Annotated in this window: 21 protein-coding genes; 19 read left to right on the top strand and 2 right to left on the bottom strand. The window is 33.0% G+C overall.

The window, feature by feature from the left end:
• Positions 1-41: 41 nt before the first annotated feature.
• The gene (locus JMUB898_RS08175) at positions 42-2,651 is read right to left on the bottom strand and encodes a YfhO family protein (protein ID WP_002442528.1); all 2,610 of its coding nucleotides are present in this window, start codon (positions 2,649-2,651) and stop codon (positions 42-44) included.
• Positions 2,644-5,244: a YfhO family protein gene (locus tag JMUB898_RS08170; RefSeq protein ID WP_002442530.1), complete on the bottom strand. Its 2,601-nt coding sequence runs from the start codon at positions 5,242-5,244 to the stop codon at positions 2,644-2,646. The genes JMUB898_RS08175 and JMUB898_RS08170 overlap by 8 nt, the downstream gene beginning before the upstream one ends.
• A 276-nt stretch (positions 5,245-5,520) precedes the next feature.
• On the opposite strand from JMUB898_RS08170, the gene ylqF reads away from it, so the two are divergent.
• From ylqF to JMUB898_RS08075, 19 genes are all read left to right on the top strand, one after another.
• Positions 5,521-6,405, top strand: coding sequence for a ribosome biogenesis GTPase YlqF (gene ylqF / locus JMUB898_RS08165; RefSeq protein WP_037541400.1), 885 nt, complete (start codon positions 5,521-5,523; stop codon positions 6,403-6,405).
• Positions 6,389-7,159, top strand: coding sequence for a ribonuclease HII (locus tag JMUB898_RS08160; RefSeq protein ID WP_002442534.1), 771 nt, complete (start codon positions 6,389-6,391; stop codon positions 7,157-7,159). Before ylqF ends, JMUB898_RS08160 begins: the two co-directional genes overlap by 17 nt.
• Positions 7,160-7,266: 107 nt before the next feature.
• Positions 7,267-8,433 (top strand): ADP-forming succinate--CoA ligase subunit beta, encoded by a 1,167-nt coding sequence (gene sucC / locus JMUB898_RS08155; protein WP_002442536.1) that lies wholly within the window; start codon positions 7,267-7,269, stop codon positions 8,431-8,433.
• Positions 8,434-8,454: 21 nt separating this feature from the next.
• A complete protein-coding gene (sucD, locus tag JMUB898_RS08150) occupies positions 8,455-9,363 on the top strand; it encodes a succinate--CoA ligase subunit alpha (RefSeq protein ID WP_002442537.1) in 909 nt (302 codons plus the stop codon).
• A 263-nt stretch (positions 9,364-9,626) separates the two neighbouring features.
• Positions 9,627-10,499, top strand: a complete 873-nt coding sequence (dprA, locus tag JMUB898_RS08145) for a DNA-processing protein DprA (RefSeq protein WP_037541402.1) — start codon at positions 9,627-9,629, stop codon at positions 10,497-10,499.
• A gap of 177 nt (positions 10,500-10,676) precedes the next feature.
• Positions 10,677-12,752, top strand: a complete 2,076-nt coding sequence (gene topA, locus JMUB898_RS08140) for a type I DNA topoisomerase (RefSeq protein WP_167495587.1) — start codon at positions 10,677-10,679, stop codon at positions 12,750-12,752.
• 26 nt (positions 12,753-12,778) lie between these two features.
• A complete protein-coding gene (gene trmFO / locus JMUB898_RS08135) occupies positions 12,779-14,086 on the top strand; it encodes an FADH(2)-oxidizing methylenetetrahydrofolate--tRNA-(uracil(54)-C(5))-methyltransferase TrmFO (protein ID WP_037541403.1) in 1,308 nt (435 codons plus the stop codon).
• Positions 14,087-14,319: 233 nt separating this feature from the next.
• Positions 14,320-15,210 (top strand): tyrosine recombinase XerC, encoded by an 891-nt coding sequence (gene xerC / locus JMUB898_RS08130; RefSeq protein WP_037541405.1) that lies wholly within the window; start codon positions 14,320-14,322, stop codon positions 15,208-15,210.
• A gap of 3 nt (positions 15,211-15,213) precedes the next feature.
• Positions 15,214-15,756 (top strand): ATP-dependent protease subunit HslV, encoded by a 543-nt coding sequence (gene hslV / locus JMUB898_RS08125; RefSeq protein ID WP_002442548.1) that lies wholly within the window; start codon positions 15,214-15,216, stop codon positions 15,754-15,756.
• Between the two features lie 84 nt (positions 15,757-15,840).
• The gene (gene hslU, locus JMUB898_RS08120; protein ID WP_002442550.1) at positions 15,841-17,244 is read left to right on the top strand and encodes an ATP-dependent protease ATPase subunit HslU; all 1,404 of its coding nucleotides are present in this window, start codon (positions 15,841-15,843) and stop codon (positions 17,242-17,244) included.
• 22 nt (positions 17,245-17,266) lie between these two features.
• Complete coding sequence (gene codY, locus JMUB898_RS08115) at positions 17,267-18,040, top strand: GTP-sensing pleiotropic transcriptional regulator CodY (protein WP_037541406.1); 774 nt, start codon at positions 17,267-17,269, stop codon at positions 18,038-18,040.
• A gap of 251 nt (positions 18,041-18,291) precedes the next feature.
• Complete coding sequence (gene rpsB, locus JMUB898_RS08110) at positions 18,292-19,080, top strand: 30S ribosomal protein S2 (protein WP_002442555.1); 789 nt, start codon at positions 18,292-18,294, stop codon at positions 19,078-19,080.
• A gap of 153 nt (positions 19,081-19,233) precedes the next feature.
• On the top strand, positions 19,234-20,112 hold the full coding sequence (tsf, locus tag JMUB898_RS08105) for a translation elongation factor Ts (RefSeq protein WP_002442557.1): 879 nt from the start codon (positions 19,234-19,236) through the stop codon (positions 20,110-20,112).
• 137 nt (positions 20,113-20,249) lie between these two features.
• Positions 20,250-20,972, top strand: coding sequence for a UMP kinase (gene pyrH / locus JMUB898_RS08100; protein ID WP_002436299.1), 723 nt, complete (start codon positions 20,250-20,252; stop codon positions 20,970-20,972).
• A 16-nt stretch (positions 20,973-20,988) separates the two neighbouring features.
• Positions 20,989-21,543, top strand: a complete 555-nt coding sequence (frr, locus tag JMUB898_RS08095) for a ribosome recycling factor (RefSeq protein ID WP_002442559.1) — start codon at positions 20,989-20,991, stop codon at positions 21,541-21,543.
• Positions 21,544-21,826: 283 nt separating this feature from the next.
• Positions 21,827-22,597, top strand: coding sequence for an undecaprenyl pyrophosphate synthase (locus tag JMUB898_RS08090; protein ID WP_037541408.1), 771 nt, complete (start codon positions 21,827-21,829; stop codon positions 22,595-22,597).
• Positions 22,598-22,600: 3 nt separating this feature from the next.
• The gene (locus tag JMUB898_RS08085) at positions 22,601-23,383 is read left to right on the top strand and encodes a phosphatidate cytidylyltransferase (protein ID WP_002442562.1); all 783 of its coding nucleotides are present in this window, start codon (positions 22,601-22,603) and stop codon (positions 23,381-23,383) included.
• Positions 23,384-23,623: 240 nt separating this feature from the next.
• Positions 23,624-24,910 carry an RIP metalloprotease RseP gene (gene rseP / locus JMUB898_RS08080; RefSeq protein WP_002442564.1) on the top strand — a complete coding sequence of 429 codons (1,287 nt, stop codon included), beginning with the start codon at positions 23,624-23,626 and terminating at the stop codon, positions 24,908-24,910.
• A gap of 19 nt (positions 24,911-24,929) precedes the next feature.
• Complete coding sequence (locus JMUB898_RS08075; RefSeq protein ID WP_002442566.1) at positions 24,930-26,633, top strand: proline--tRNA ligase; 1,704 nt, start codon at positions 24,930-24,932, stop codon at positions 26,631-26,633.
• Positions 26,634-26,790 lie beyond the last annotated feature (157 nt).

Below are 26,790 nucleotides of genomic sequence, written 5' to 3'. Positions count from 1 at the left end.
ACGTCGACTTTTTAAAGTCAACGCAGTGTTAATCATAATTATTAAATTTTATCTTTCTTTATTATTCGAGCAAAAATGATACTTAATAGAATTCCAATTATGCTTAAGATAATTAATAAATAAAAATGTGGCGGTGTGTAAGTCAATCTTATTGTTGATTGACCAGCTTTAGCTGGAATAGCAGTCATGATACCGTTCGCTTGTTTTACCGTTATAGATTGATTTCCTGCTTTCGCTTTCATACCTTTTGCGTAAGCAATCGGAAGAACGATATATCCACTATCATTTTTATTTTTAGTCATCGTATAGCCATTTCTTTCTTTTTTCACCTTAACACGTTTTAAATCATGTGAGGCCTTTCTAAGCGTTTGATAATTTTCACCATAAATACCTTTAACTTTAAATCTGTAAATGCCTTTAGACATATGAATGTTAAGTTTGTCTGAAGCTTTAACCCGCATTGTTACAGGTGTGATGAAGCGTCGATATTTATATGAAAGTGCATTTCTATTTTGTGTATATTCATTTACACCGATACTATGTTCTTTATCAGGAGTGAGTAGTTCAACATCCATTTCGATATACATGTCTTTATATTTTTTAGTTAAGGATTGAGGCAAAATGAGTTGAACGCCACCATTATTTTTATCTACGTTTAGCTGATTTTTCTTCTCCCATTTGGAATCTTTGAGTTGTAGTTGAGCATCATTTAATAGATTTTTGTTAGGACTAAACGTGGTATTTGCGCGCTTATTATTATTGAATACCACACCTTGAAGCATGGCTTGTTCTCTGTCTAATGGTGATTTTAAATCATTAGCATTATAAATTTTATTGGTTATGTGAGCGCTAGGATATTGAATTGTATTCTTTGAATGAATCCATTGATCTTTCCCATCTTTGATAAGCGCTTTCTTTTTAAAGCCAAAAGGCATATTTAAATCATTAGGATGTCTAAGTCTATCTTGTACGTCCCATAATGCCATTAAATTAGCTCGATTACCTAAATAACGATACGTACTGTTTTTATCAGCAGGCATATTGATTTGCATCGTGTTATCGTAATAATTTAAAATACTACCGTCAAATATGCTTGAATATAAAGATGTTCCGTTGTAGTGATAAATAAACGGGGAATTCAAAGCATAATATGAAAAGTAATCTAATCTTTTTGAAGGGTCATGACTACTTTTTGTCATTTGATTAATTTTACGATTCAATACTTTACTTCTATATGATGAATCACTAATTGTTTTAAACTCTGATTGATAAGGTTCAATAGTTATTTTTTTAGCATCATGTACCATGGTAATTTGTTGTGCTAAAAATAATAGCACTAATATTATTGAAATAGATTTTCTCCTTAATAAAGATTTTCGTTTAATTAATAATCCAAGAAGTATCATTATCATTAGTGCGATATACATCCAGTTGACCGAACGCTCAGTAATAATTATGTAAATGCAACTATAAATAAACAATGGTAGGGCTATGATTAAATATTTTTTAATAGATAATTCGCTTAAATGTTGTATGAAAAGTGCAATTAAAGCGCCTGATGATAATGCTAAAAAGTAAACCCATCGTCTTTGCGGTAATGAAAAGCCATTAAAAGCACTATCAAACCATTGTGATAAAGAGCCGATTAAAAGGATCCAAGTCGCTATTGCAAAGAGTTTATAGTAATAGTGTTGATATAACTTAAATGAGAATAAAGCTATTATAGTAATAATTGAAATGGTGATGTAGAAACCATCAGTAAATATATTGTAATTTTTTTCAAATAAATTGGTTAGAAAGGTAATACCAAATTTAGGATTCTGAGATCTATCATTATTTAAAAATGAAGAAACGCCAGTATATAAACCAAAAATACTTGTTAACACACTTAATACAGTAGCTACAACTAATATGTAAAATTTCTGCCAACGATTAACAATATCTTTTGGATGTACTGCAATAAGTCGATAAATGAAATAAAATCCTAATACGACCGCTTCGTAATAACTAAAATAGAAGTTGGTAAATAGAGTATATGCAATCGCAAAAATAAACCATCCTATTTTGCGTTCTTTAAAGAAACGTTCCATAGCCCAAATTGACATAGGTAACATAATCAGTAAGTTGCCGTAAAATGACCATGTAAAATTATAATAAGTCATAACTGTGGACATACCATATAGAATTGTAGCAATACACATTGATGTGGGTTTGAATTTTAAATAATTAAATAAATAAAAACTAAAAATAAGTGCTACAACTGTGCGTATGTATGCCATAACGAGTTGGTTAGTAGGCCAGAAACTAATGTCATGAGGATTAAGGTGTAATGAATGTTCTAGCACCCAAATACATCCGAAATTAATCCACATGAGTGGTGACATGGAATAATAATATGCCAGTGATTTAACATAATCTCCACCTAAACCAAAAGATGCATCATAAAAGCCTTTAAGAGAAGTGAAATGTTCATAAAGATACATTTGAAAGGGCATCATTTGTCTAAAGCCATCACCATTACCACTAAATATGACGCCCTTAGTTATATATTCATAAATAAATGGTAGGTATAGTATAAGAGAAAGTATACAACTGAGTATTAATATTGAACAAAATTGTTTTATTGGTGTTTCCCATAATTTTTTAATCACGGCGAATCCTCATCTTTCTTTTTGGTGAATTCGATTTTCTTACATATATCATACTAAAAATGATACTTATAAATGAAATGAATATCATTATTTTCAAAAACGGTGGCTCGTATTTAATGATAATTGTTTTATCATTTTTATTTACTGGAACACCAGTCATCATATAATTTACTTTTTTGACATCTACTTTGTGACCATTGATATATGCACGCATACCATCTCGGTAAGGAATATTAATCGTAGCTAGCCCTTTAGGATGATTGCCGAGTTGGACTTTGATGCCATTTTTAATGTCCTTATAATTCATATCGAAATTTGCTTTATGGTGTATGTCTTTGAGTGTTTTATAATTTTCACCAGTTAGATTTAACAGTTTAAAGTTAAATGCCCCTTTAGGAGATAATTGAATATTAATATCACTGTTTTTATCAGGTTGCGTTCTATAAAGTTGAGTATCCACACCAATTCGATAAACGGAATCATTATAAAGACGATTATTCAAGTACTGATTAACATTTACTGTGTAATTACTATCTGGATTGCCTCTTTTAATATAAGCAGTTAAATAGAAATCTTTATATTGTTTACGAAGCTTTTTAGGCAAATGAATATTGATTGAACCCATCTCACGATTTACTTTAATGGTGTTGCGACTCACTTTAGTTATATTTTTAGTTGTTATATGTGCATCATTTAGTAAATTTGGCGTGTGAGATTCAAAGTTTTCACCTTTTGAATCAACGACTGCACCTTTAAGCATCGCATGCTCACGATCAAGAGGCGTTTTAAGATTTTTACTATTATAAAGACGATTTGTCACTTTTACACTTGGTAAATTGAGTTGATTTTCATAAATGTTGTACTGTCCACTCGTTTTAATCCTTTTGAAATAACTAGGTACGTTATTTTGGTAATTTTTTAACATAAGATATTTTATAGAGAATAAACTATCAATATTTTGTCTACCATTCGTTGATTGATAGCGACTTAACGATTCTTCAGCCAAGTTAATTTTTAGACTATCGTAGTAATAATCTAAAATATTATGATGAAATATACTTGAGTAAAGGCTCAACCCTTTGAAATTTTGATACATAGGTGTATTATCTTGTTCGTTTACGCGCCAATCTATACGTTCATCTTCTTTTTTATTATCTTTCATTTCTTTTACTAAAGCCCTCTGTAATTCAGAACTATATAGACTAGAATTTGCATAAAATGTATTTGCGCGATTTTGATGGTCTTCAAAGTAAATTTGATTTTTAATGAAAACAAAGCTCACCATCATACTTAACGCGATAATAGAAATCATATAAATGTATGTAAGTTGAATGCGTACCTTTCTTTCCTTTAAAAGTAAAATTAACAATCCAATCATTGAAACAATAGGAACAAGAATTAACCATGGTAAATATTTATGATAGCAGTAGGCGCTCACATATATGACAAACTGAGATATCAAACTTGTTAGAATATATGATTTAATACTGACAGTTCGAAAGTATTTAATAAATAATCCAACTAAGATGGACGATGAAAAAGCTAAAATAAAATGCCATCTTTTTTGTGGTGCTGAAAAACCATTAAACACTTGGTCAATAAAAGGTATAAATGTAAAAATGATAAGGATGACTGTTATAATTGCAAACAAACGATAATAGAAATGTCTATATAATCTAAATGTTAAAATCCCTTGAATTGTTATGAAAAGTATAACGATAAGATAATTATCGAAAAATATATTTGTGTTTATATTTAATTTTTCAAATAAAGGAACATGACCTGAAAAAGAGACGCGTCTATTATTCATAAAACTTTGAACCCCATGAAAGAATATAAACAAACTATTGCCTAAAGCGAGCAGTGCAGATATTAGTAACACCCGAAAAGTTTGTGTGCGCGTTGAAATATCATTAGGATGTCGAAAGATAATTCGAATAAACGAATAAACTGTGCCAATAATAAAAAAGTAATAAGCGAAATAGAAATTATTAACGAGGATGAGTGTAATTGTGACTATTAATAATCCTTGTTTACGTTGTTGTAATACACGTTCTATAGCGTATAAAAATAATGGCAGCCAAATAAATACATCACTAAAGAATGGCCAGTAGGCTGAGAATCTAAAGTAAAGCGGTGAAACGACAAATATAAACGCAATAAAGATACTTAAAACTTTATGTTTAGTGATATGTTTCCCATAAAGATAAGTACAATACATAGCGATTGCACCTTTAATTACAGATATTATTAGTGCATTGTTCATCCAAAACATAATTTGGTGTGTATCAAGGGATATAAATAATTTTAAGAAGAGAATGACTAAAACATTAATAATAAATAAAATATTTGTTGAAAAATAATAGCTTAAGTCCGTAAAAAAGTCTCCACCTAAGCCAAAATTAGTAGAATAAAATATATTACCTTGACTCCATTGATTAAACAGATACATTTGTATTGGTACCATTTGTTCCATGCCATCATTGGGTCCAGTAGATAATATTCCGTCATGATAAAAACGGAAAATAATGTAACTATGTCCAATAATAGATAAAATTATAAATAATATACTATAGCTTAAAATTCTCTTCATTATTTTCTCCTAAATACGATGTTTCCAATACACATTTATTCTTAATCTTCAATTAAATTGTAGGTTATTGTTTGAGTGAATGAAAGTGATTGTATCTTAGACTCTTCATTTTTAACATAACCTTAAATTTTGGTTGATTGATATTGCAATTTATTTTAAAAAGTGGGAAGAACGCATGTTACACTAAAAGTGGTTCGAGAGTTGAAATTAAAGTATAATTATTAAGTTGAAATGAATTACATATTTGAAGAAGAATTAGAAAGTAAGGTGACAAACATGGCAATTCAATGGTACCCAGGACACATGGCGAAAGCTAAAAGAGAGGTAAGTGAACAATTAAAAAAAGTAGATGTTGTATTTGAATTAGTAGATGCACGTATACCATATAGTTCACGAAATCCTATGATTGATGAAGTCATAAAACAAAAACCGAGAGTAGTAATTTTAAATAAAAAAGATATGACTAACTTGAAAGAATTAGAGAAATGGGAAAGTTATTTTAAAGATCAAGGGTTTTATCCTGTTGCTGTAGACGCTAAACACGGTAAAAATTTAAAAAATGTAGAAGCAGAAGCGATTAAAGCTACGAAAGAAAAATTTGATCGTGAAAAAGAAAAAGGACTTAAACCCCGTGCAATTCGTGCAATGATAGTAGGGATTCCAAACGTTGGTAAATCAACACTTATTAATAAATTGGCAAATCGTAGTATTGCACAAACAGGTAATAAGCCTGGTGTTACAAAGCAACAACAATGGATTAAAGTTGGTAAATCTCTCCAACTCTTAGACACTCCAGGTATATTATGGCCTAAATTTGAAGATGAAAAAGTTGGGAAGAAACTAAGTTTAACGGGTGCAATTAAAGATAGTATTGTTCATTTGGATGAAGTTGCGATTTACGGTCTAAATTTTATGATCGAGCATGATTTAGAGGGATTAAAGCAACATTATAATATTGACGTTGATAAAGAAGCGGAAATATTAGAATGGTTCGATGCAATTGGACGTCGTAGAGGCCTTCTTCAAAAAGGGAATGAAGTAGACTATGAATCAGTCATAGAATTAATTATTAACGATACGAGAAATGCTAAAATAGGAACTTATTGTTTCGATATTTTAAAAGAAATGAAGCGTGACGTTGACAATGACTCAAACAATTAAAGAAATAAAGGAACAGCTTGCTTTAGTTTATACTTTAGAAGAATTAGAAGCACATTCAGCACATCAAGATTCCCGAAAAGGTGTACAAAAAGCTTTAGATTCTCGCAAGAAGCAATTGATTAAACAACAAACTCTTGAAGAAAATTACAAAAAAATGACTCAATATGAAAATAATATTTTAAATCATGATAGCAATGCACTTATTTGTGGTATTGATGAAGTGGGGCGGGGACCTTTGGCTGGTCCCGTTGTTGCCTGCGCTGTAATTCTTAATAAAGACCATCATTATTTAGGTTTAAATGATTCGAAAAAGGTGCCAGCAAAACAGCGGGTAGCCTTGAACAATGACTTAAAAGCTGGCGTTTTAAGCTATGCATATGGAATTGCGAGTTCAGAAGAGATTGACGAATTAAATATTTATCGAGCGACGCAAGTAGCAATGCAACGTGCAATCGCTCAATTAGATGAACAACCTACGCATTTGCTTATTGATGCAATGAAACTTGATAATGATATTCCGCAAACGTCAATAATTAAAGGTGATGCTAAAAGTGTTTCAATTGCTGCAGCAAGTATTATGGCTAAAGAATATCGAGATGATTACATGAAAGCATTGGCTAACCATTTTCCGGATTATGGATTTGAGAAGAATGTAGGTTATGGTACAAAACAACATTTAGAAGCAATTGACACGTATGGTGTAATAAATGAACATCGTAAATCCTTTGAACCTATCAAATCTTTGTTTAAATAATTTGAATTTTGATTTAATTGCAAAAAATATGGTCTTTCAGTTTACAATAGCGCTTTCATTTTTTATAATTAAAAAGGAACTTAACCTAAGAAACAGGAGGATGGAAGATGAATATCCACGAGTATCAAGGTAAAGAAATATTTCGTTCTATGGGCGTAGCAGTTCCAGAAGGACGAGTAGCATTCACTGCTGAAGAAGCGGTGGAAAAAGCGAAAGAATTAGATTCAGATGTATATGTGGTTAAAGCACAAATACACGCTGGGGGTAGAGGTAAAGCAGGCGGTGTAAAAATTGCTAAATCACTATCTGAAGTTGAAACTTACGCTAACGAATTATTAGGGAAACAATTAGTTACTCACCAAACAGGACCTGAAGGTAAAGAAGTTAAACGCTTATATATCGAACAAGGTTGCGATATTCAAAAAGAATATTACGTTGGTTTTGTAATTGATCGTGCAACAGACAAAGTTACATTAATGGCATCTGAAGAAGGTGGAACTGAAATCGAAGAGGTTGCAGCTAACACACCTGAAAAAATCTTCAAAGAAACAATCGACCCAGTTGTAGGTTTATCACCTTATCAAGCACGTCGTATTGCTTTCAACATTAATATTCCTAAAGAATCTATTGGTAAAGCAACTAAATTCTTACTCGCACTATACAATGTGTTCATCGAAAAAGATTGCTCTATCGTAGAAATTAACCCACTAGTAACTACTGGTGATGGACAAGTATTAGCTCTAGACGCTAAATTAAACTTCGACGACAACGCTTTATTCAGACATAAAGATATCGTTGAATTACGTGATTTAGAAGAAGAAGATCCAAAAGAAATTGAAGCATCTAAATATGATTTATCATATATCGCTTTAGATGGCGACATTGGTTGTATGGTTAACGGTGCAGGTTTAGCTATGGCAACAATGGATACTATTAATCATTTTGGTGGAAATCCAGCTAACTTCTTAGACGTTGGTGGCGGTGCTACTAAAGAAAAAGTTACTGAAGCATTTAAAATCATCTTAGGTGATGACAATGTTAAAGGTATCTTTGTAAATATCTTTGGTGGAATCATGAAATGTGACGTTATCGCAGAAGGTATCGTAGCAGCAGTTAAAGAAGTAGAATTAACTTTACCTTTAGTAGTACGTTTAGAAGGAACAAATGTTGAACGTGGTAAAGAAATCTTAAACGATTCAGGTTTAGCAATCGAACCAGCAGCTACAATGGCTGAAGGCGCACAAAAAATTGTTAAACTTGTCAAAGAAGCGTAAGGAAAGGATGGGAGCACTAAGATGAGTGTATTTATTGATAAAAATACGAAAGTAATGGTACAAGGTATCACAGGGTCTACTGCCCTTTTCCATACAAAACAAATGCTTGATTATGGAACACAAATTGTCGCAGGGGTAACACCTGGTAAAGGTGGACAAGTTGTAGAAGGTGTTCCAGTATATAATACAGTTCAAGAAGCTAAAAATGAAACTGGCGCTAACGTATCTGTAGTTTATGTTCCAGCACCATTCGCTGCTGACTCAATTTTAGAAGCAGCTGAAGCTGATTTAGATATGGTAATTTGTATTACTGAACATATTCCTGTTGTAGACATGGTTAAAGTTAAACGTTACTTACAAGGTCGTAAAACACGTCTAGTAGGACCAAACTGCCCAGGTGTTATCACAGCAGATGAATGTAAAATCGGTATCATGCCTGGTTACATCCACAAAAAAGGTCACGTAGGCGTTGTATCTCGTTCAGGTACATTAACTTATGAAGCAGTACATCAATTAACTGAAGAAGGTATCGGTCAAACAACAGCTGTTGGTATCGGTGGTGACCCAGTTAACGGTACTAACTTTATCGATGTATTAAAAGAATTTAATGAAGATCCTGAAACTAAAGCAGTAGTTATGATTGGTGAAATCGGCGGTACTGCTGAAGAAGAAGCTGCACAATGGATTAAAGAAAACATGAATAAACCAGTTGTAGGCTTCATCGGTGGTCAAACAGCACCTCCAGGTAAACGTATGGGTCATGCTGGTGCGATTATTTCTGGCGGTAAAGGTACTGCAGATGAAAAAATTAAAACACTTAATGATTGTGGTGTAGAAACTGCAGATACTCCATCAGAAATTGGTACAACATTAATTGAAGCAGCTAAAAAAGCTGGAATCTATGATGAATTATTAACAGTTGATAAATAACTAAAAAGTTATGATTGATAGCTCGAACTCTTATTAGGGTTCGGGCTTTTTAAGTTATATGGGCATATCTTAAAAGTTATAAGGACTATATATAATAGTAGAAACTCGTCTTATCATCTAGAATTTAAGTCATTTGATTAGAAATTAACATATTTGAAAATTACTCCTTACAATTCCATTAAATAATAAGAGCTAAATGTATTTAAACAGTAACAACACATTCTTGAATCATCAGCTATAATACTCTTAAAGGAGTAATGCCATTGATTCAACACACTTTATTAAAACTTTATTGGGCTAATTTCACTACAACGCAAGTACATCAAATCATTGATTTCTATCCTGACTTTTCCTTGGAAAATGAACAAACAAGAATGGATATTATAAAAGATTGGGTATTAAAACAAAATTCCCACGCATTGCAAAGAAAACTTGATCAATTTAAAATGCTAAAAACTGAGTATTTATACAACTATATGAAACGTATAAAACTAAAATATGTGACTTACTATGACAAAGATTATCCTTTACTTCTCAAAGAAATCTATCATTTTCCATACGTAATTTTTTATAAAGGAACCAAACAATTGTTTAATCAACCTCATACATTAGCTGTAATCGGCTCTCGTAAATCTACTTCATATACGACACAAGCTTTAGAGTATCTTTTTCCTTCATTTCAACAAATTCAAATGACTATAATTTCTGGTTTAGCATACGGCGCAGATAGTGTAGCGCATCAAGTCGCTCTCAAATACCATTTACCCACCATAGGAGTTCTGGGATTCGGTCATGATTATCACTATCCTCAATCCACATATCAATTAAGAGATAAGATTGAAAAAAGTGGATTAGTATTAAGTGAATATCCTCCTCATTCAGCAATCAGTAAGTATAAATTTCCAGAAAGAAATAGATTGATAAGTGGGCTTTCACGTGGCTTACTTATTACGGAAGCTGAAGAAAAAAGTGGCAGTCAAATTACTGTTGATTGTGCTTTAGAACAAAATCGAAATGTGTATGTGTTACCTGGATCCATGTTTAATCAAATGACAAAGGGAAATTTACTTAGATTAGAAGAAGGTGCTCAAGTCGTATTAGATGAAAGCAGCATTTTAACAGACTATACATTCTAAACAGACATTGAGTTACTTGCGATTAATCAGTGTAGACATGTATTAAATTAGTTAAAGATTTATGTGACAAAATTAATAATATTTCAAACAAAATTGGAAATTAAAAATTAAAACGTTGACAAACACAAAATTAAGCGTTTATCATTTATCTTTAGTAATTCAATTTGCAAGGGGGAAATCACTTTGGCAGATAATTTAGTCATAGTTGAATCGCCTGCAAAAGCTAAAACCATTGAAAAATATTTAGGAAAAAGATATAAAGTTATTGCTTCAATGGGACACGTTCGTGACTTACCTAGAAGTCAAATGGGTGTGGACACTGAAGATAACTATGAACCAAAATATATTACAATTCGCGGTAAAGGGCCGGTCGTCAAAGATTTAAAGAAACATGCGAAGAAGGCAAAAAAAGTTTTTCTTGCAAGTGACCCTGACCGTGAAGGTGAAGCGATTGCCTGGCATTTATCAAAAATCTTAGAATTAGAAGATTCAAAAGAAAACAGAGTCGTATTTAATGAAATTACTAAAGATGCGGTTAAAGATAGTTTTAAACATCCGAGAGAAATTGAAATGGAACTCGTGGATGCACAACAAGCCCGTCGTATTTTAGATAGATTAGTAGGCTATAATATTTCTCCTGTTCTATGGAAGAAAGTGAAGAAGGGATTATCTGCAGGACGTGTCCAATCAGTAGCACTTCGTTTGGTTATCGATCGAGAAAATGAAATTAGAAATTTCAAACCTGAAGAATATTGGACAATTGAAGGCGAATTCAGATATAAAAAATCTAAATTTAATGCCAAATTCCTTCATTATAAAAATAAGCCATATAAATTAAATAAAAAAGAAGATGTTGAAAAGATTACTGCAGCACTGGATGGAGATCAATTCGAAATTACGAATGTAAATAAGAAAGAAAAAACACGTAATCCAGCAAATCCATTTACTACTTCAACGCTTCAACAAGAAGCTGCACGTAAATTAAACTTTAAAGCACGTAAAACAATGATGTTAGCACAACAATTATATGAAGGTATTGATTTAAAACGTCAAGGTACTATTGGTTTAATCACTTATATGCGTACGGATTCTACTCGTATATCTGACTCAGCAAAAGCTGAGGCGAAGAATTATATTACTGATAAATACGGTAAAGAGTATATTTCAAAACGTAAGGCAACTGGTAAACAAGGTGATCAAGATGCTCACGAAGCAATTAGACCTACAAGTGCTTTAAGAACACCAGATGATATGAAACCATATTTGACTAGAGATCAACATCGTTTGTATAAATTGATATGGGAACGATTTGTAGCAAGTCAAATGGCTCCAGCTATACTAGATACTATCGCGTTAGACGTCACTCAGAATGACATTAAATTCAGAGCTAATGGACAAACTATTAAATTTAAAGGTTTCATGACGTTGTACGTGGAAGCTAAAGATGACAAAGATAATGAGAAAGAGAACAAACTTCCGAAACTTGAGGAAGGAGATAAAGTTACAGCTACTCAAATCGAACCTGCTCAACACTTTACTCAACCACCTCCTCGTTATACTGAAGCACGTTTAGTTAAAACTTTAGAAGAGTTGAAAATTGGTAGACCTTCTACTTATGCACCAACAATAGATACCATTCAAAAACGAAATTACGTTAAATTAGAAAGTAAACGTTTTGTTCCTACCGAGTTAGGAGAAATCGTTTATGAGCAAGTGAAAGAATACTTCCCAGAAATTATTGATGTAGAGTTTACAGTTAATATGGAAACATTACTAGATAAAATTGCGGAAGGCGACATGAATTGGCGTAAGGTTGTTGGTGATTTCTACAATAGTTTCAAACAAGATGTTGAGCGCGCTGAAGAAGAAATGGAGAAAATAGAAATTAAAGATGAGCCTGCTGGAGAAGATTGTGAAGTATGTGGTGCTCCGATGGTAATCAAAATGGGACGCTATGGTAAATTTATGGCTTGTTCGAATTTCCCTGATTGCCGAAATACAAAGGCTATTGTTAAATCTATAGGCGTGAAATGTCCAAAATGTAATGAAGGAGACGTTGTAGAACGTAAATCCAAAAAGAACAGAGTCTTTTATGGTTGTTCCAGATATCCTGATTGTGACTTTATTTCTTGGGACAAACCAGTTGGCAGAGATTGTCCAAAATGTAACCATTACTTAGTTGATAAGAAAAAAGGTAGAAGTAGTCAAGTTGTATGTTCAAATTGTGACTATCAAGAAGAAGTTCAAAAATAGATAAATTTAAAATTAGGAGGAAAATGATGACTCAAACGGTTAATGTCGTTGGGGCTGGTTTAGCTGGTTCGGAAGCTGCGTATCAATTAGCGCAACGTGGAATAAAAGTTAACTTAATTGAAATGCGACCAGTTAAACAAACACCTGCACACCATACTGATAAATTTGCTGAGCTTGTATGTTCAAACTCATTGAGAGGGAATTCTCTTACAAATGCGGTTGGTGTACTTAAAGAAGAAATGAGACGTCTAGACTCTCTAATTATACAAGCTGCAGACAAGGCGCGTGTTCCTGCTGGAGGAGCTTTAGCAGTAGATAGACATGATTTTGCTGGTTATATAACTGATACACTCAGAAATCATCCGAATGTTACTGTTTTAAATGAAGAGGTTAATAGTATACCTGAAGGTTATACTATTATTGCTACGGGTCCACTCACTACAGAACATTTAGCGCAAGAAATTGTTGATATTACTGGTAAAGATCAACTTTATTTTTATGATGCTGCTGCTCCAATTGTTGAAAAAGAAACAATTGATATGAATAAAGTGTATCTTAAATCTCGTTATGACAAAGGTGAAGCGGCATATTTAAACTGTCCTATGACTGAAGAAGAATTTAATAGATTTTATGATGCTGTTTTAGAAGCAGAAGTAGCACCAGTCAATGAGTTTGAAAAAGAAAAATATTTTGAAGGATGTATGCCATTTGAAGTTATGGCAGAAAGAGGACGTAAAACGTTGTTATTTGGTCCAATGAAACCGGTTGGATTAGAAGATCCTAAAACAGGTAAACGTCCTTATGCAGTTGTACAATTAAGACAAGATGATGCAGCTGGCACACTTTATAATATTGTTGGCTTTCAAACACATTTAAAATGGGGAGCTCAAAAAGAAGTTATTCGCCTTATCCCGGGATTAGAGAATGTGGATATAGTTAGATATGGTGTAATGCATCGTAATACATTTATTAACTCACCGGATGTATTAAATGAAAAATACGAACTTGAAGGGCATGAAAACTTGTACTTTGCAGGTCAAATGACTGGTGTAGAAGGTTATGTAGAGAGTGCCGCAAGTGGTTTAGTTGCTGGGATTAACCTTGCTCACAAACTTGCAGGTAAAGGTGAAGTCATTTTCCCAAGAGAAACGATGATAGGTAGTATGGCTTATTATATTTCTCATGCTAAGAACGAGAAAAACTTCCAACCAATGAATGCAAACTTCGGTTTATTACCATCATTAGAAAAACGTATTAAAGACAAAAAGGAAAGATATGAGGCTCAAGCGAACAGAGCTTTAGAATATCTCGACAACTATAAGCAAACACTTTAAAAGTAGAATAGACAGACTGGGTAGTAGATTAAATTTGCTACCTAGTTTTTTTGTTGTTTTGTCGAAAAAGCATAGGTTTTTATCAAAAAAATAAATAATGCTATTTTACTGTATATTTGAAAGATTTATAAAATTTTTGACATTAATTCTCTAAAGATTTTGAATTGGTTATCAAATTACTGTATGCCCTATCATTCATATGCTACAATGCAATATGATGGAGGGGAATTATATTGAATGAAATCCAAAAAACATTTTTATATATGTTAAAGGTAGAAAGAAATTTTTCTGAATATACTTTGAAATCATATCATGATGATTTAGTTCAGTTTAATGAATTTTTAAATAGTGAACATTTAGAGTTAACTACTTTTGAATATAAAGATGCTAGAAATTATTTGTCTTATTTATATTCAAATAATTTAAAAAGGACTACTGTTTCAAGAAAAATTTCAACATTACGTACTTTCTATGAATATTGGATGACTCAAGATGAATCTGTAGTAAACCCCTTTGTTCAACTTGTACACCCTAAGAAAGAACAGTATCTTCCTCAATTCTTTTACGAAGAGGAAATGGAAGCACTATTTCGAACTGTAGAGCAAGATCGTACTAAGGGCATGCGAGACAGGGTTATTATCGAGTTGTTATATGCAACAGGTATACGTGTGTCTGAATTAGTTAATATAAAAATTAAAGATATAGATATGAATTTGCCTGGTGTCAAGGTATTAGGTAAAGGTAATAAAGAACGTTTTATCCCATTTGGCGAATTTTGTAAGCAAAGTATTGAGAGATACTTAGATGAATTTCAGCCACGAAAAGCGGTAGATCATGAATATTTAATTGTTAATATGAAAGGCGAACCGATAACTGAACGTGGTGTGAGATACGTACTCAACGATGTTGTCAAACGTACTGCGGGAGTGACTGATATTCATCCACATAAGCTTAGACACACATTCGCGACGCATTTGTTAAATCAAGGTGCTGATTTAAGAACAGTACAATCCCTCTTAGGACACGTAAACTTATCAACAACTGGACGTTATACCCATGTTTCAAACCAACAACTTCGTAAGGTATATTTAAACGCACATCCTCGAGCAAAAAAAGGAGAGTAATTTATGAGTAATTCTTTACATGCAACAACAATATATGCTGTCCGTCATAATGGTGAAGCGGCTATGGCAGGTGATGGTCAAGTCACATTAGGTCAGCAAGTTATTATGAAACAAACTGCTAGAAAGGTGAGACGCCTCTATGAAGGTAAAGTGTTAGCTGGCTTTGCTGGAAGCGTTGCTGATGCATTTACGTTATTCGAAAAGTTTGAAACAAAACTTCAACAATTTAGCGGTAATCTTGAAAGAGCAGCAGTTGAATTAGCACAAGAATGGCGTGGAGATAAACAATTACGTCAATTAGAAGCGATGCTTATCGTAATGAATAAAGACGCTATTCTCGTTGTAAGTGGTACAGGCGAAGTGATTGCACCAGATGATGACTTAATCGCAATCGGTTCAGGAGGTAATTATGCGTTGAGTGCAGGCCGTGCACTTAAACGTCATGCGTCACAACTTTCTGCTAAGGAAATGGCTTATGAAAGTTTAAAAGTCGCAGCCGACATTTGTGTGTTTACGAATGATAACATTATTGTTGAAACGTTGTAGTATCGGTTAATGTTGTAGTTTAATTTTAAGAACTAATGGAAATGAATGACTGATACAAAGTAGCAAGATGGAGGAATGTAAAACATGGATACTAATGGAATTAAATTAACTCCAAAAGATATCGTATCTAAATTAAATGAATATATAGTAGGACAAGATGATGCTAAAAGAAAAGTTGCAATTGCGTTAAGAAATCGTTATAGAAGAAGTTTATTAGACGAAGAAGCTAAACAAGAAATTGCTCCGAAAAATATTCTGATGATAGGGCCAACAGGTGTAGGTAAAACCGAAATAGCTCGTCGTATGGCGAAAATTGTTGGTGCACCATTCATCAAAGTTGAAGCCACTAAATTTACTGAAGTAGGCTATGTAGGTCGAGATGTTGAAAGTATGGTCAGAGATTTAGTAGACGTAGCAGTGCGCTTGGTTAAAGAAGAGAAGAAAGCTTTAGTTAAAGATGAAGCTATTTCAAAAGCTAACGACAAACTTGTTAAATTATTAGTTCCAAGTATGAAGAAAAAAGCTTCTCAAGGTAATAACCCTCTAGAGAATCTTTTTGGAGGTGCGATTCCAAACTTCGGACAAAATAATGAAGAAGAGGAAGAACCACCTACTGAAGAGATTAAAACTAAACGTTCTGAAATTAAAAAGCAATTAGATGAAGGTAAACTTGAAAAAGAAAAAGTAAGAATTAAAGTAGAACAAGATCCAGCAGCTATGGGCATGTTAGGCACGAATCAAAATCAACAAATGCAAGATATGATGAACCAATTGATGCCTAAGAAAAAGGTAGAACGTGAAGTTTCAGTTGAAACTGCTAGAAAAATACTTGCTGATGACTATGCTGACGAACTTATTGATCAAGAAACTGCAAATCAAGAGGCACTAGAGCTTGCAGAACAGATGGGTATCATTTTCATTGATGAAATCGATAAAGTTGCGACAAATAATCAAAATAGTGGTCAAGATGTTTCTAGACAAGGGGTTCAACGTGATATTTTACCAATTCTTGAAGGTAGCATGATACAAACGAAGTATGGTACTGTAAATACTGAACACATGCTATTTATTGGCGCTGGTGCATTCCACGTATCAAAACCTAGTGATTTGATTCCAGAATTGCAAGGTCGTTTCCCAATTAGAGTGGAACTGGAAAGCCTTTCAGTTGATGACTTTGTTCGAATTCTAACTGAACCTAAATTGTCTTTAATCAAGCAGTATGAAGCATTGCTTCAAACAGAAGAAGTGACAGTCAACTTCTCTGAAGAAGCTGTTAAACGATTAGCTGAAATTGCGTACCAAGTCAATCAAGATACTGACAACATCGGTGCGCGTAGATTACACACAATTTTAGAGAAAATGCTTGAAGATTTATCATTTGAAGCACCAAACATGCCACATGCTGTTGTAGACATAACACCACAATATGTTGACGATAAACTAAAAACAATCTCAACGAATAAGGATTTAAGTGCATTTATTTTATAATATAAATAGAAGGAGAAAAATTATGAGCTTATTATCTAAAACTAGAGAATTAAACACGTTATTACAAAAACATAAAGGCATTGCAGTAGATTTCAAGGATGTTGCCCAAACTATTAGTAGTGTTACCGTAACAAATGTATTTATCGTTTCGAGAAGAGGTAAAATTTTAGGGTCGAGTCTTAACGAATTATTAAAGAGTGACCGAATCATAAATATGTTAGAAGAAAGACATATTCCAACTGAATATACTGAACAACTTATGGACGTAAAACAAACGCAATCTAACATTGATATTGATAATGTGTTAACTGTTTTCCCTCCTGAAAATAGAGACGTATTTGAAAATAGTAGAACAACAATCTTCCCAATTTTAGGTGGAGGAGAAAGACTTGGAACATTAGTTTTAGGTCGCGTTCAAGACGATTTCAATGAGAACGACCTAGTTTTAGGTGAATACGCTGCAACTGTAATAGGTATGGAAATCTTACGTGAGAAACATAATGAAGTTGAAAAAGAAGCTCGTGATAAAGCTGCAATCACAATGGCGATTAATTCGCTTTCTTATTCTGAGAAAGAAGCAATCGAACATATCTTTGAAGAATTAGGTGGAAATGAAGGATTGCTTATTGCATCTAAAGTAGCTGATCGTGTTGGAATCACTAGATCTGTTATTGTCAATGCATTACGTAAATTAGAAAGTGCCGGCGTCATCGAATCACGCTCACTAGGTATGAAAGGTACTTTCATTAAAGTTAAAAAAGAAAAATTCCTTGATGAATTAGAAAGAACAAAATAAGCGAATTAGATATGAGAAGTTTAAAAGAGTGTCAGCAATTGAAAAGCGATACTCTTTTAATTTGTTCATAAATTCATTGTGATGATCTTGTTAGAAAGTCATTGCGTTTCAAGGTGAGTTATGATATATTAAATGACGGCTATAAAGCCAATACACACATAATTAATTAAAATATAGAGGGTGCAAATCAATCTATTTGTCTTTATATGAGTTAGTTATGGAGGTAAATAACCAATAGGAGGAATTTTAAAATGGCAGTAATTTCAATGAAACAATTACTAGAAGCCGGTGTTCACTTCGGTCACCAAACACGCCGTTGGAACCCAAAAATGAAAAAATATATCTTCACTGAAAGAAATGGTATCTATATCATTGATTTACAAAAAACAGTGAAAAAAGTTGAAGAAGCTTATAACTTCATCAAACAAGTATCTGAAGATGGCGGTAAAGTCTTATTCGTAGGTACTAAAAAACAAGCACAAGAATCAGTTAAAGCTGAAGCAGAACGTGCTGGTCAATTCTACGTTAACCAAAGATGGTTAGGTGGAATCTTAACTAACTACAAAACAATCTCTAAACGAATTAAACGTATTTCTGAAATCGAGAAAATGGAAGAAGACGGTTTATTCGAAGTATTACCTAAAAAAGAAGTTGTTGAACTTAAAAAAGAATATGACCGTTTAATTAAATTCTTAGGCGGTATTCGTGATATGAAATCAATGCCTCAAGCATTATTCGTTGTTGACCCTCGTAAAGAGCGCAACGCTATTGCTGAAGCACGTAAATTAAATATTCCTATCGTAGGTATTGTTGACACTAACTGTGATCCAGATGAAATCGATTACGTTATCCCAGCAAACGATGATGCTATCCGTGCCGTTAAATTATTAACTGGTAAAATGGCAGATGCTATCTTAGAAGGTCAACAAGGTGTATCTAATGAAGAAGTAGCTGCAGAACAAAACATCAATTTAGATGAAAAAGAAGAATCTGAACAAGCAGAAACAACTGAAGACAACACTTCTGTTGAGTCAAACTAAGATATAGTTTAAATGGGTGATAAGATACTAATGCTTATCACCTTTTTTTAAAAGTAAAATAAATAATTATAGAGTATTGGAAATATAACCTAAAATAATGGTAAAATTTGGGTATATCAATAAATACAATTATATACATTGGAGGAATAATTAATGGCAATTTCAGCAAAACTTGTTAAAGAATTACGTGAAAAAACAGGCGCAGGTATGATGGATTGTAAAAAAGCGCTAACTGAAACTGATGGAGACATCGATAAAGCAATCGACTACTTACGTGAAAAAGGTATTGCTAAAGCAGCTAAAAAAGCTGACCGTATCGCAGCTGAAGGTCTTGTACACGTAGAAGTTAAAGGAAACGAAGCAGCAATCGTTGAAATCAACTCTGAAACTGACTTCGTTGCTCGTAATGAAGGTTTCCAAGAATTAGTTAAAGAAATTGCTAACCAAATTCTTGATAGTAAAGCTGAAACAGTTGATGCTTTAATGGAAACTAAATTATCTAATGGTAAAACTGTTGATGAAAGAATGAAAGAGGCTATCTCTACAATTGGTGAAAAATTAAGCATTCGTCGTTTTGCTATCAGAACTAAAACTGACAATGATGCATTTGGTGCATACTTACACATGGGTGGACGCATCGGTGTATTAACTGTTGTTGAAGGTTCTACTGATGAAGAAGCTGCTAAAGATGTAGCTATGCACATTGCTGCAATCAACCCTAAATATGTTTCTTCTGATCAAGTAAGCGAAGAAGAAATCAACCACGAAAGAGAAGTATTAAAACAACAAGCATTAAACGAAGGTAAACCAGAAAATATCGTTGAAAAAATGGTTGAAGGTCGTTTACGTAAATATTTACAAGAAATTTGTGCTGTAGATCAAAACTTCGTTAAAAACCCAGATGAAACAGTTGAAGCATTCTTAAAATCAAAAGGTGGTCAACTTGCTGACTTCGTTCGCTATGAAGTAGGCGAAGGAATGGAAAAACGCGAAGAAAACTTCGCTGAAGAAGTTAAAGGACAAATGAAATAATCTGTCATAAAGTTTAACAAGGAAGAAGACACCTATTACGTTTCCTTTCTATTAGTTGCATAGCTATAGAAAGAAGCCATCCGTGTCTTCTTTACTTATATATTTTTACATATTTTTACTATAGAGAGGATAAGAAAATGGCTCAAACTTCTAAATATAAACGTGTAGTCTTGAAATTGAGTGGTGAAGCATTAGCAGGTGATAAAGGATTTGGTATTAATCCAATCATCATTAAAAGTGTAGCAAAACAAGTTGCTGAAGTTGCTAAAATGGACTGTGAAATCGCAGTCATCGTTGGTGGCGGAAATATTTGGAGAGGTAAAACAGGTAGTGACTTAGGTATGGATCGCGGTACAGCTGACTATATGGGTATGTTAGCGACTGTGATGAATGCTTTAGCTTTACAAGATAGCTTAGAACAGTTAGATTGTGATACACGTGTTTTAACTTCTATTGAAATGAAACAAGTTGCTGAACCATATATTCGTCGTCGTGCAATTCGACACTTAGAGAAAAAACGCGTTGTTATCTTTGCAGCTGGTATTGGCAACCCTTACTTCTCAACAGATACAACAGCAGCTTTACGTGCGGCTGAAGTAGAAGCAGATGTAATTTTAATGGGTAAAAATAATGTAGATGGCGTATATTCAGCAGATCCTAAAGTTGATGAAAATGCCGTTAAATATGAACATTTAACACATATACAAATGTTACAAGAAGGATTACAAGTAATGGATTCAACAGCTTCATCATTCTGTATGGACAATAATATTCCATTAAATGTATTCTCAATTATGGAAGAAGGAAATATTAAACGTGCCGTAATGGGTGAAAAAATCGGAACGTTGATTACAAAATAATCTAGAGGTGTAAAAAATGAGTGACATAATTAAAGATACAAAAGCTAGAATGCAAAAATCTATCGACAACTTATCACGTGAATTAGCTAATATTAGTGCAGGTAGAGCAAATTCAAACTTATTAAACGGTGTAACTGTTGATTACTATGGCGCGCCAACGCCTGTTCAACAACTAGCAAGTATTAGTGTGCCAGAAGCACGTTTGTTAGTGATTTCACCATACGATAAAACTTCTGTAGATGACATCGAAAAAGCGATTATCGCAGCAAATTTAGGTGTCAATCCAACTAGTGATGGCGAAGTAATTCGTATTTCAGTTCCTGCTCTTACTGAAGAAAGACGTAAAGAATTAGTTAAAGATGTTAAAAAAATTGGTGAGGATGCAAAAGTTTCAATTAGAAACATTCGTCGCGACATCAATGATCATCTTAAAAAACAAGAGAAAAATGGAGACATCACTGAAGATGATTTAAGAAGTCAAACTGATGATGTTCAAAAAGCTACTGATAATTCAATTAAAGAAATTGACCAATTAGTAGATGACAAAGAAAAAGATATTATGTCTGTTTAATCACATAATTTCAAAAATAAAATATTTAAGATATTGATGTCATAGGACACCTTATATGGTCATAATAATAAAATCATATCAATTGATTTAAATGTATAGTTGTTTTTATAACTATTCCTCTAGACACCAATAATCTTTTTAGTCTAAACTGTACCGAGTAGGACTTTGGTACAGTTTTTTTATTTGCTTATTCAATGGAATAAATGAGTATGATAAAATGATAGATGATTGTTTAATTAACGTATAGAATAAAACAGAGATGATCAGGCTCGGAGGAAAGACCATGTTTAAAAAGCTAAAAAATAAAAATAAAACTGAGAATAATCTAGACAATGATTTAGATTTACATAATATACCTGAACATGTTGCTATCATTATGGATGGAAATGGTCGATGGGCTAAAAAACGTAAAATGCCACGTATTAAAGGCCATTATGAAGGGATGCAAACAATCAAGAAAATTACTCGAGAAGCGAGTAATATTGGTATTAAGTACTTAACACTTTATGCTTTCTCTACTGAGAATTGGTCTAGACCTGAAAGCGAAGTTAATTATATTATGAATTTGCCTGTTAATTTCCTTAAGACATTTTTACCAGAATTAATTGAGAAAAATGTTAAAGTCGAAACGATTGGGTTTAATAATGGATTACCTAAATCCACAATTGAAGCAATTGATTATGCCAAAGACAAGACAAAACATAATACAGGCCTAACACTTGTTTTTGCTATAAATTATGGTGGACGTGCAGAAATTATTCAGAGTATGAAAGAGATTTATGAAGAATTACAAACCAATAATCAAAGTGCTAATGCTATAGATGAAGAATTATTTAATAAGCATTTAATGACTCACAATTATCCTGATCCAGAATTATTAATTCGTACCTCTGGTGAGCAGAGAATTAGTAACTTTTTAATTTGGCAAGCTTCATACAGTGAATTTATATTCAATGAAAAGTTATGGCCAGATTTCGATGAGAATGAATTGAAAGAATGTATAAAAATTTATCAATCACGCCAAAGACGTTTTGGGGGATTAAGTGAGGAGTAGAGTATGAAAGTAAGAACATTAACTGCAATTATAGCCTTATTAATATTCTTGCCTATCCTTCTTAAAGGTGGCATGGTATTAATGCTATTTGCTTACTTGTTAGCATTAATTGCTTTAAAAGAATTATTAAACATGAATATGATCAAATTCTTATCTATACCAGGACTGATCAGTGCACTCGCATTGATTATTATCATGTTACCTCAAGATGCGGGAGAATGGGTTCAAACGATTCAACTCAAAAGTTTAATTGCTATGAGTTTTATACTGCTAAGTTATACTGTATTATCTAAAAATAGATTTAGTTTCATGGATTCAGCATTTTGTTTAATGACAGTAGCATATGTAGGTATTGGATTTATGTATTTCTATGAAACTCGTTCAGAAGGTTTACATTACATATTATTTGCATTCTTAATCGTTTGGTTAACTGACACAGGGGCATATATTTTTGGTCGTTTAATGGGTAAACATAAACTTTGGCCAGTCATTAGTCCGAACAAAACAATCGAAGGATTTATCGGAGGAATTATTTGTAGTTTGCTAGTCCCTTTAATTATGCAATTCTTCGTTAATTTCCAATTAAATATTTGGCTTTTATTACTTATCACAGTCATATTGAGTATGTTTGGCCAATTAGGTGATTTAGTTGAATCTGGATTTAAACGTCATTTTGGTGTGAAAGATTCAGGTCGTATTCTTCCAGGGCATGGTGGTATTCTAGACAGATTTGATAGTTTCATGTTTGTTTTACCACTGTTAAATATTTTATTAATTCAAATTTAAATCGCACAGTCTATAAAATAAAATAGATGTTATAATAAAGGAGTTATTGAGATATTGAGGCGTAATCAATATTTCTTAACTCCTTTTAATCACTACCACATTTTTAAATTTCAAACGACAACTATACATATCAATTTGAGAATGAATCTAAGCGTATTATAATGTTTTATATTGCCAATTTATTACAATGCTTAGATTATTTTTAAAAATTAAAACACAATATCAATAGAGGTGTAGCGCATGAGCATTTTAATAACAGTAGTTGCATTTATCATCGTATTTGGCGTGCTCGTAACTGTACACGAATACGGTCATATGTTCTTTGCGAAGAGATCAGGTATCATGTGTCCCGAATTTGCTATCGGCATGGGGCCTAAAATTTTTAGTTTTAGAAAAGATGAAACATTATATACGATACGATTATTACCTGTAGGTGGTTATGTCAGAATGGCTGGTGATGGTCTAGAAGAACCACCCGTTCAACCAGGTATGAACGTGAAGATAAAATTAAACGATAATGATGAAATTACGCATATCATCTTAGATGACCAACATAAATTCCAACAAATCGAAGCAATAGAAGTTAAAAAATGTGACTTCAAAGATGATTTATATATTGAAGGAATTACGTCGTACGACGATGAAAGACATCACTATCCTATAGCTAAAAAAGCATATTTCGTAGAGAATGGTAGTCTTATTCAAATTGCACCACGAGATAGACAATTTGCACATAAGAAACCACTCCCTAAGTTTTTAACATTATTTGCAGGACCGCTATTCAACTTTATCTTAGCATTGGTTCTATTTATAGGTTTAGCATATTATCAAGGGACGCCTACGAATACAATTGGAGAAGTAGTGAAGCATTCACCTGCCGATGAAGCTGGACTACATAAAGGTGATAAAATAGTTCAAATCGGTAGCCATAAAATTAAAGATTTTAGTGAAATCAAAAAAGTTTTAGATGAAAACAAAACATCTAAAACAACAATTAAAGTTCAAAGAGATCATCATACAAAAACGATGCAACTGGAACCTAAAAAAGTAAATACTAAAATTAGCAAGAATAAGAGTCAAACGAGCTATCAAATTGGTTTTGCACCTAAGACGGAACATAGCATATTCAAGCCAATTAGCTATGGAATTTATAATTTCTTTGATAAAGGTAAATTAATTTTTACAGCGGTTGTTGGTATGATTGCGAGCATCTTTACAGGTGGATTCTCATTCGACATGCTCAATGGACCTGTAGGTATTTACCATAACGTGGACTCAGTAGTTAAGTCTGGTATTATAAACTTAATAGGCTATACAGCGCTATTGAGTGTAAACCTAGGTATCATGAATTTATTACCTATACCAGCGTTAGACGGTGGTCGAATCTTATTTGTATTATATGAGGCCATTTTCAGAAAGCCAATAAATAAAAAAGCTGAAACTGCAATTATTGCAACAGGTGCACTATTTGTAGTTATCATTATGATAATAGTGACGTGGAATGACATACAACGGTATTTCTTATAATTAGGGAGGAAAATAGAGAATGAAGCAATCTAAAGTATTTATACCAACGATGAGAGAAGTTCCTGCTGAAGCTGAAGCATTAAGCCATAGATTATTGCTTAAAGCAGGGTTAATTAAACAAAGTACAAGTGGAATATATAGTTATTTACCACTTGCAACACGCGTTTTAAATAATATTTCTAAAATTGTGCGTGAAGAAATGGAAAGTATAGACGCGGTAGAGATACTGATGCCTGCATTACAACAAGCAGAATTATGGGAAGAATCTGGACGTTGGGGAGCATACGGTCCTGAATTGATGCGCTTAAAAGATAGAAATGGACGAGAATTCGCATTAGGACCTACACATGAAGAAGTTGTAACATCTCTAGTTAGAGATGAGTTAAAATCATATAAACGATTACCTCTTACATTATTCCAAATCCAATCTAAATTCCGTGATGAAAAGAGACCACGTTTTGGTTTGCTTAGAGGTCGTGAGTTCATTATGAAAGATGCTTATTCTTTCCACGCAGATGAAGCTTCTTTAGATGCGACTTATCAAGACATGTATAATGCATATAGCAGAATCTTTAAACGTGTTGGTATTAATGCACGTCCAGTCGTTGCTGATTCCGGAGCGATTGGTGGGAATCACACACACGAATTTATGGCATTAAGTGAAATCGGTGAAGATACGATTGTTTATAGTAATGAAAGTGAATACGCTGCTAATATTGAAAAGGCAGAAGTCGTTTATCATCCTTCTAAAAAACATACCGAAACAGCAGAACTAACAAAAATTGAAACACCTCATGTTAAAACTGCACAAGAATTAGCAGATTTCTTAAATCGTCCGCTAGATGAAATTGTTAAGACAATGATATTCAAAGTGGATGGCGAATTCATCATGGTTCTTATTAGAGGCCATCATGAATTAAATGATGTTAAATTAAAATCATTTTTTGGAACAGACCATGTAGAAATGGCTACTCAAGATGAAATTGTAAATCTTGTAGGCGCAAATCCAGGTTCTCTTGGCCCTATCCATAATAAAGAAATTAAAATTTATGCAGACAATTATGTTCAAGACTTAAATAATCTTGTCGTAGGTGCTAATGAAGACGGTTATCATTATGTGAATGCGAATGTTGGAAGAGATTTTGAAATTGATCAATATGGTGATTTTAGATTTATTTTAGAAGGCGAAATGCTAAGCGATGGTTCTGGAGAAGCTCAATTTGCTGAAGGAATCGAAGTAGGGCAAGTGTTCAAATTAGGAACAAAATATTCAGAAGCTATGAATGCGACTTTCTTAGACAACCAAGGTAAAGCGCAACCATTAATTATGGGTTGTTATGGTATTGGTATCTCTAGAACACTTAGTGCAATTGTTGAACAAAATAACGATGAGAATGGTATTATTTGGCCTAAATCAGTGACACCTTTTGAATTACACCTTATTACGATTAATCCTAAAAAGGATGAGCAACGTGAATTAGGTAATCAACTCTATTCTCAACTGAATGGACGATACGATGTTCTTTACGATGACAGACAAGAAAGAGCAGGCGTGAAATTCAATGATGCCGATCTAATTGGTCTACCACTCCGTGTTGTTGTCGGTAAAAGAGCTGGTGAAGGCATCGTGGAAGTTAAACAACGCTTAAACGGTGAAAGTGAAGACGTCCATATTGATGATTTAGAAAACTATTTAAAAAGTTTATATGAAAATTTAAAATAAGCAATGATGAAATGATTGTAATAACTTAAATAGGGCAGGATGACGAATTCTTAAATAAGGATTCTAACCTGCTCTTCTTTATTGTTTAAATTTCAATCAATTTCTCATGAAAATTAACTCAATGAGTAGTATAATATGAATCAAATTTGCTTTAACA

This window comes from Staphylococcus caprae (genome assembly GCF_003966625.1).
In the GTDB taxonomy this organism is placed as follows: domain Bacteria; phylum Bacillota; class Bacilli; order Staphylococcales; family Staphylococcaceae; genus Staphylococcus; species Staphylococcus caprae.
This window is presented reverse-complemented; position numbering and strand designations above follow the sequence as displayed.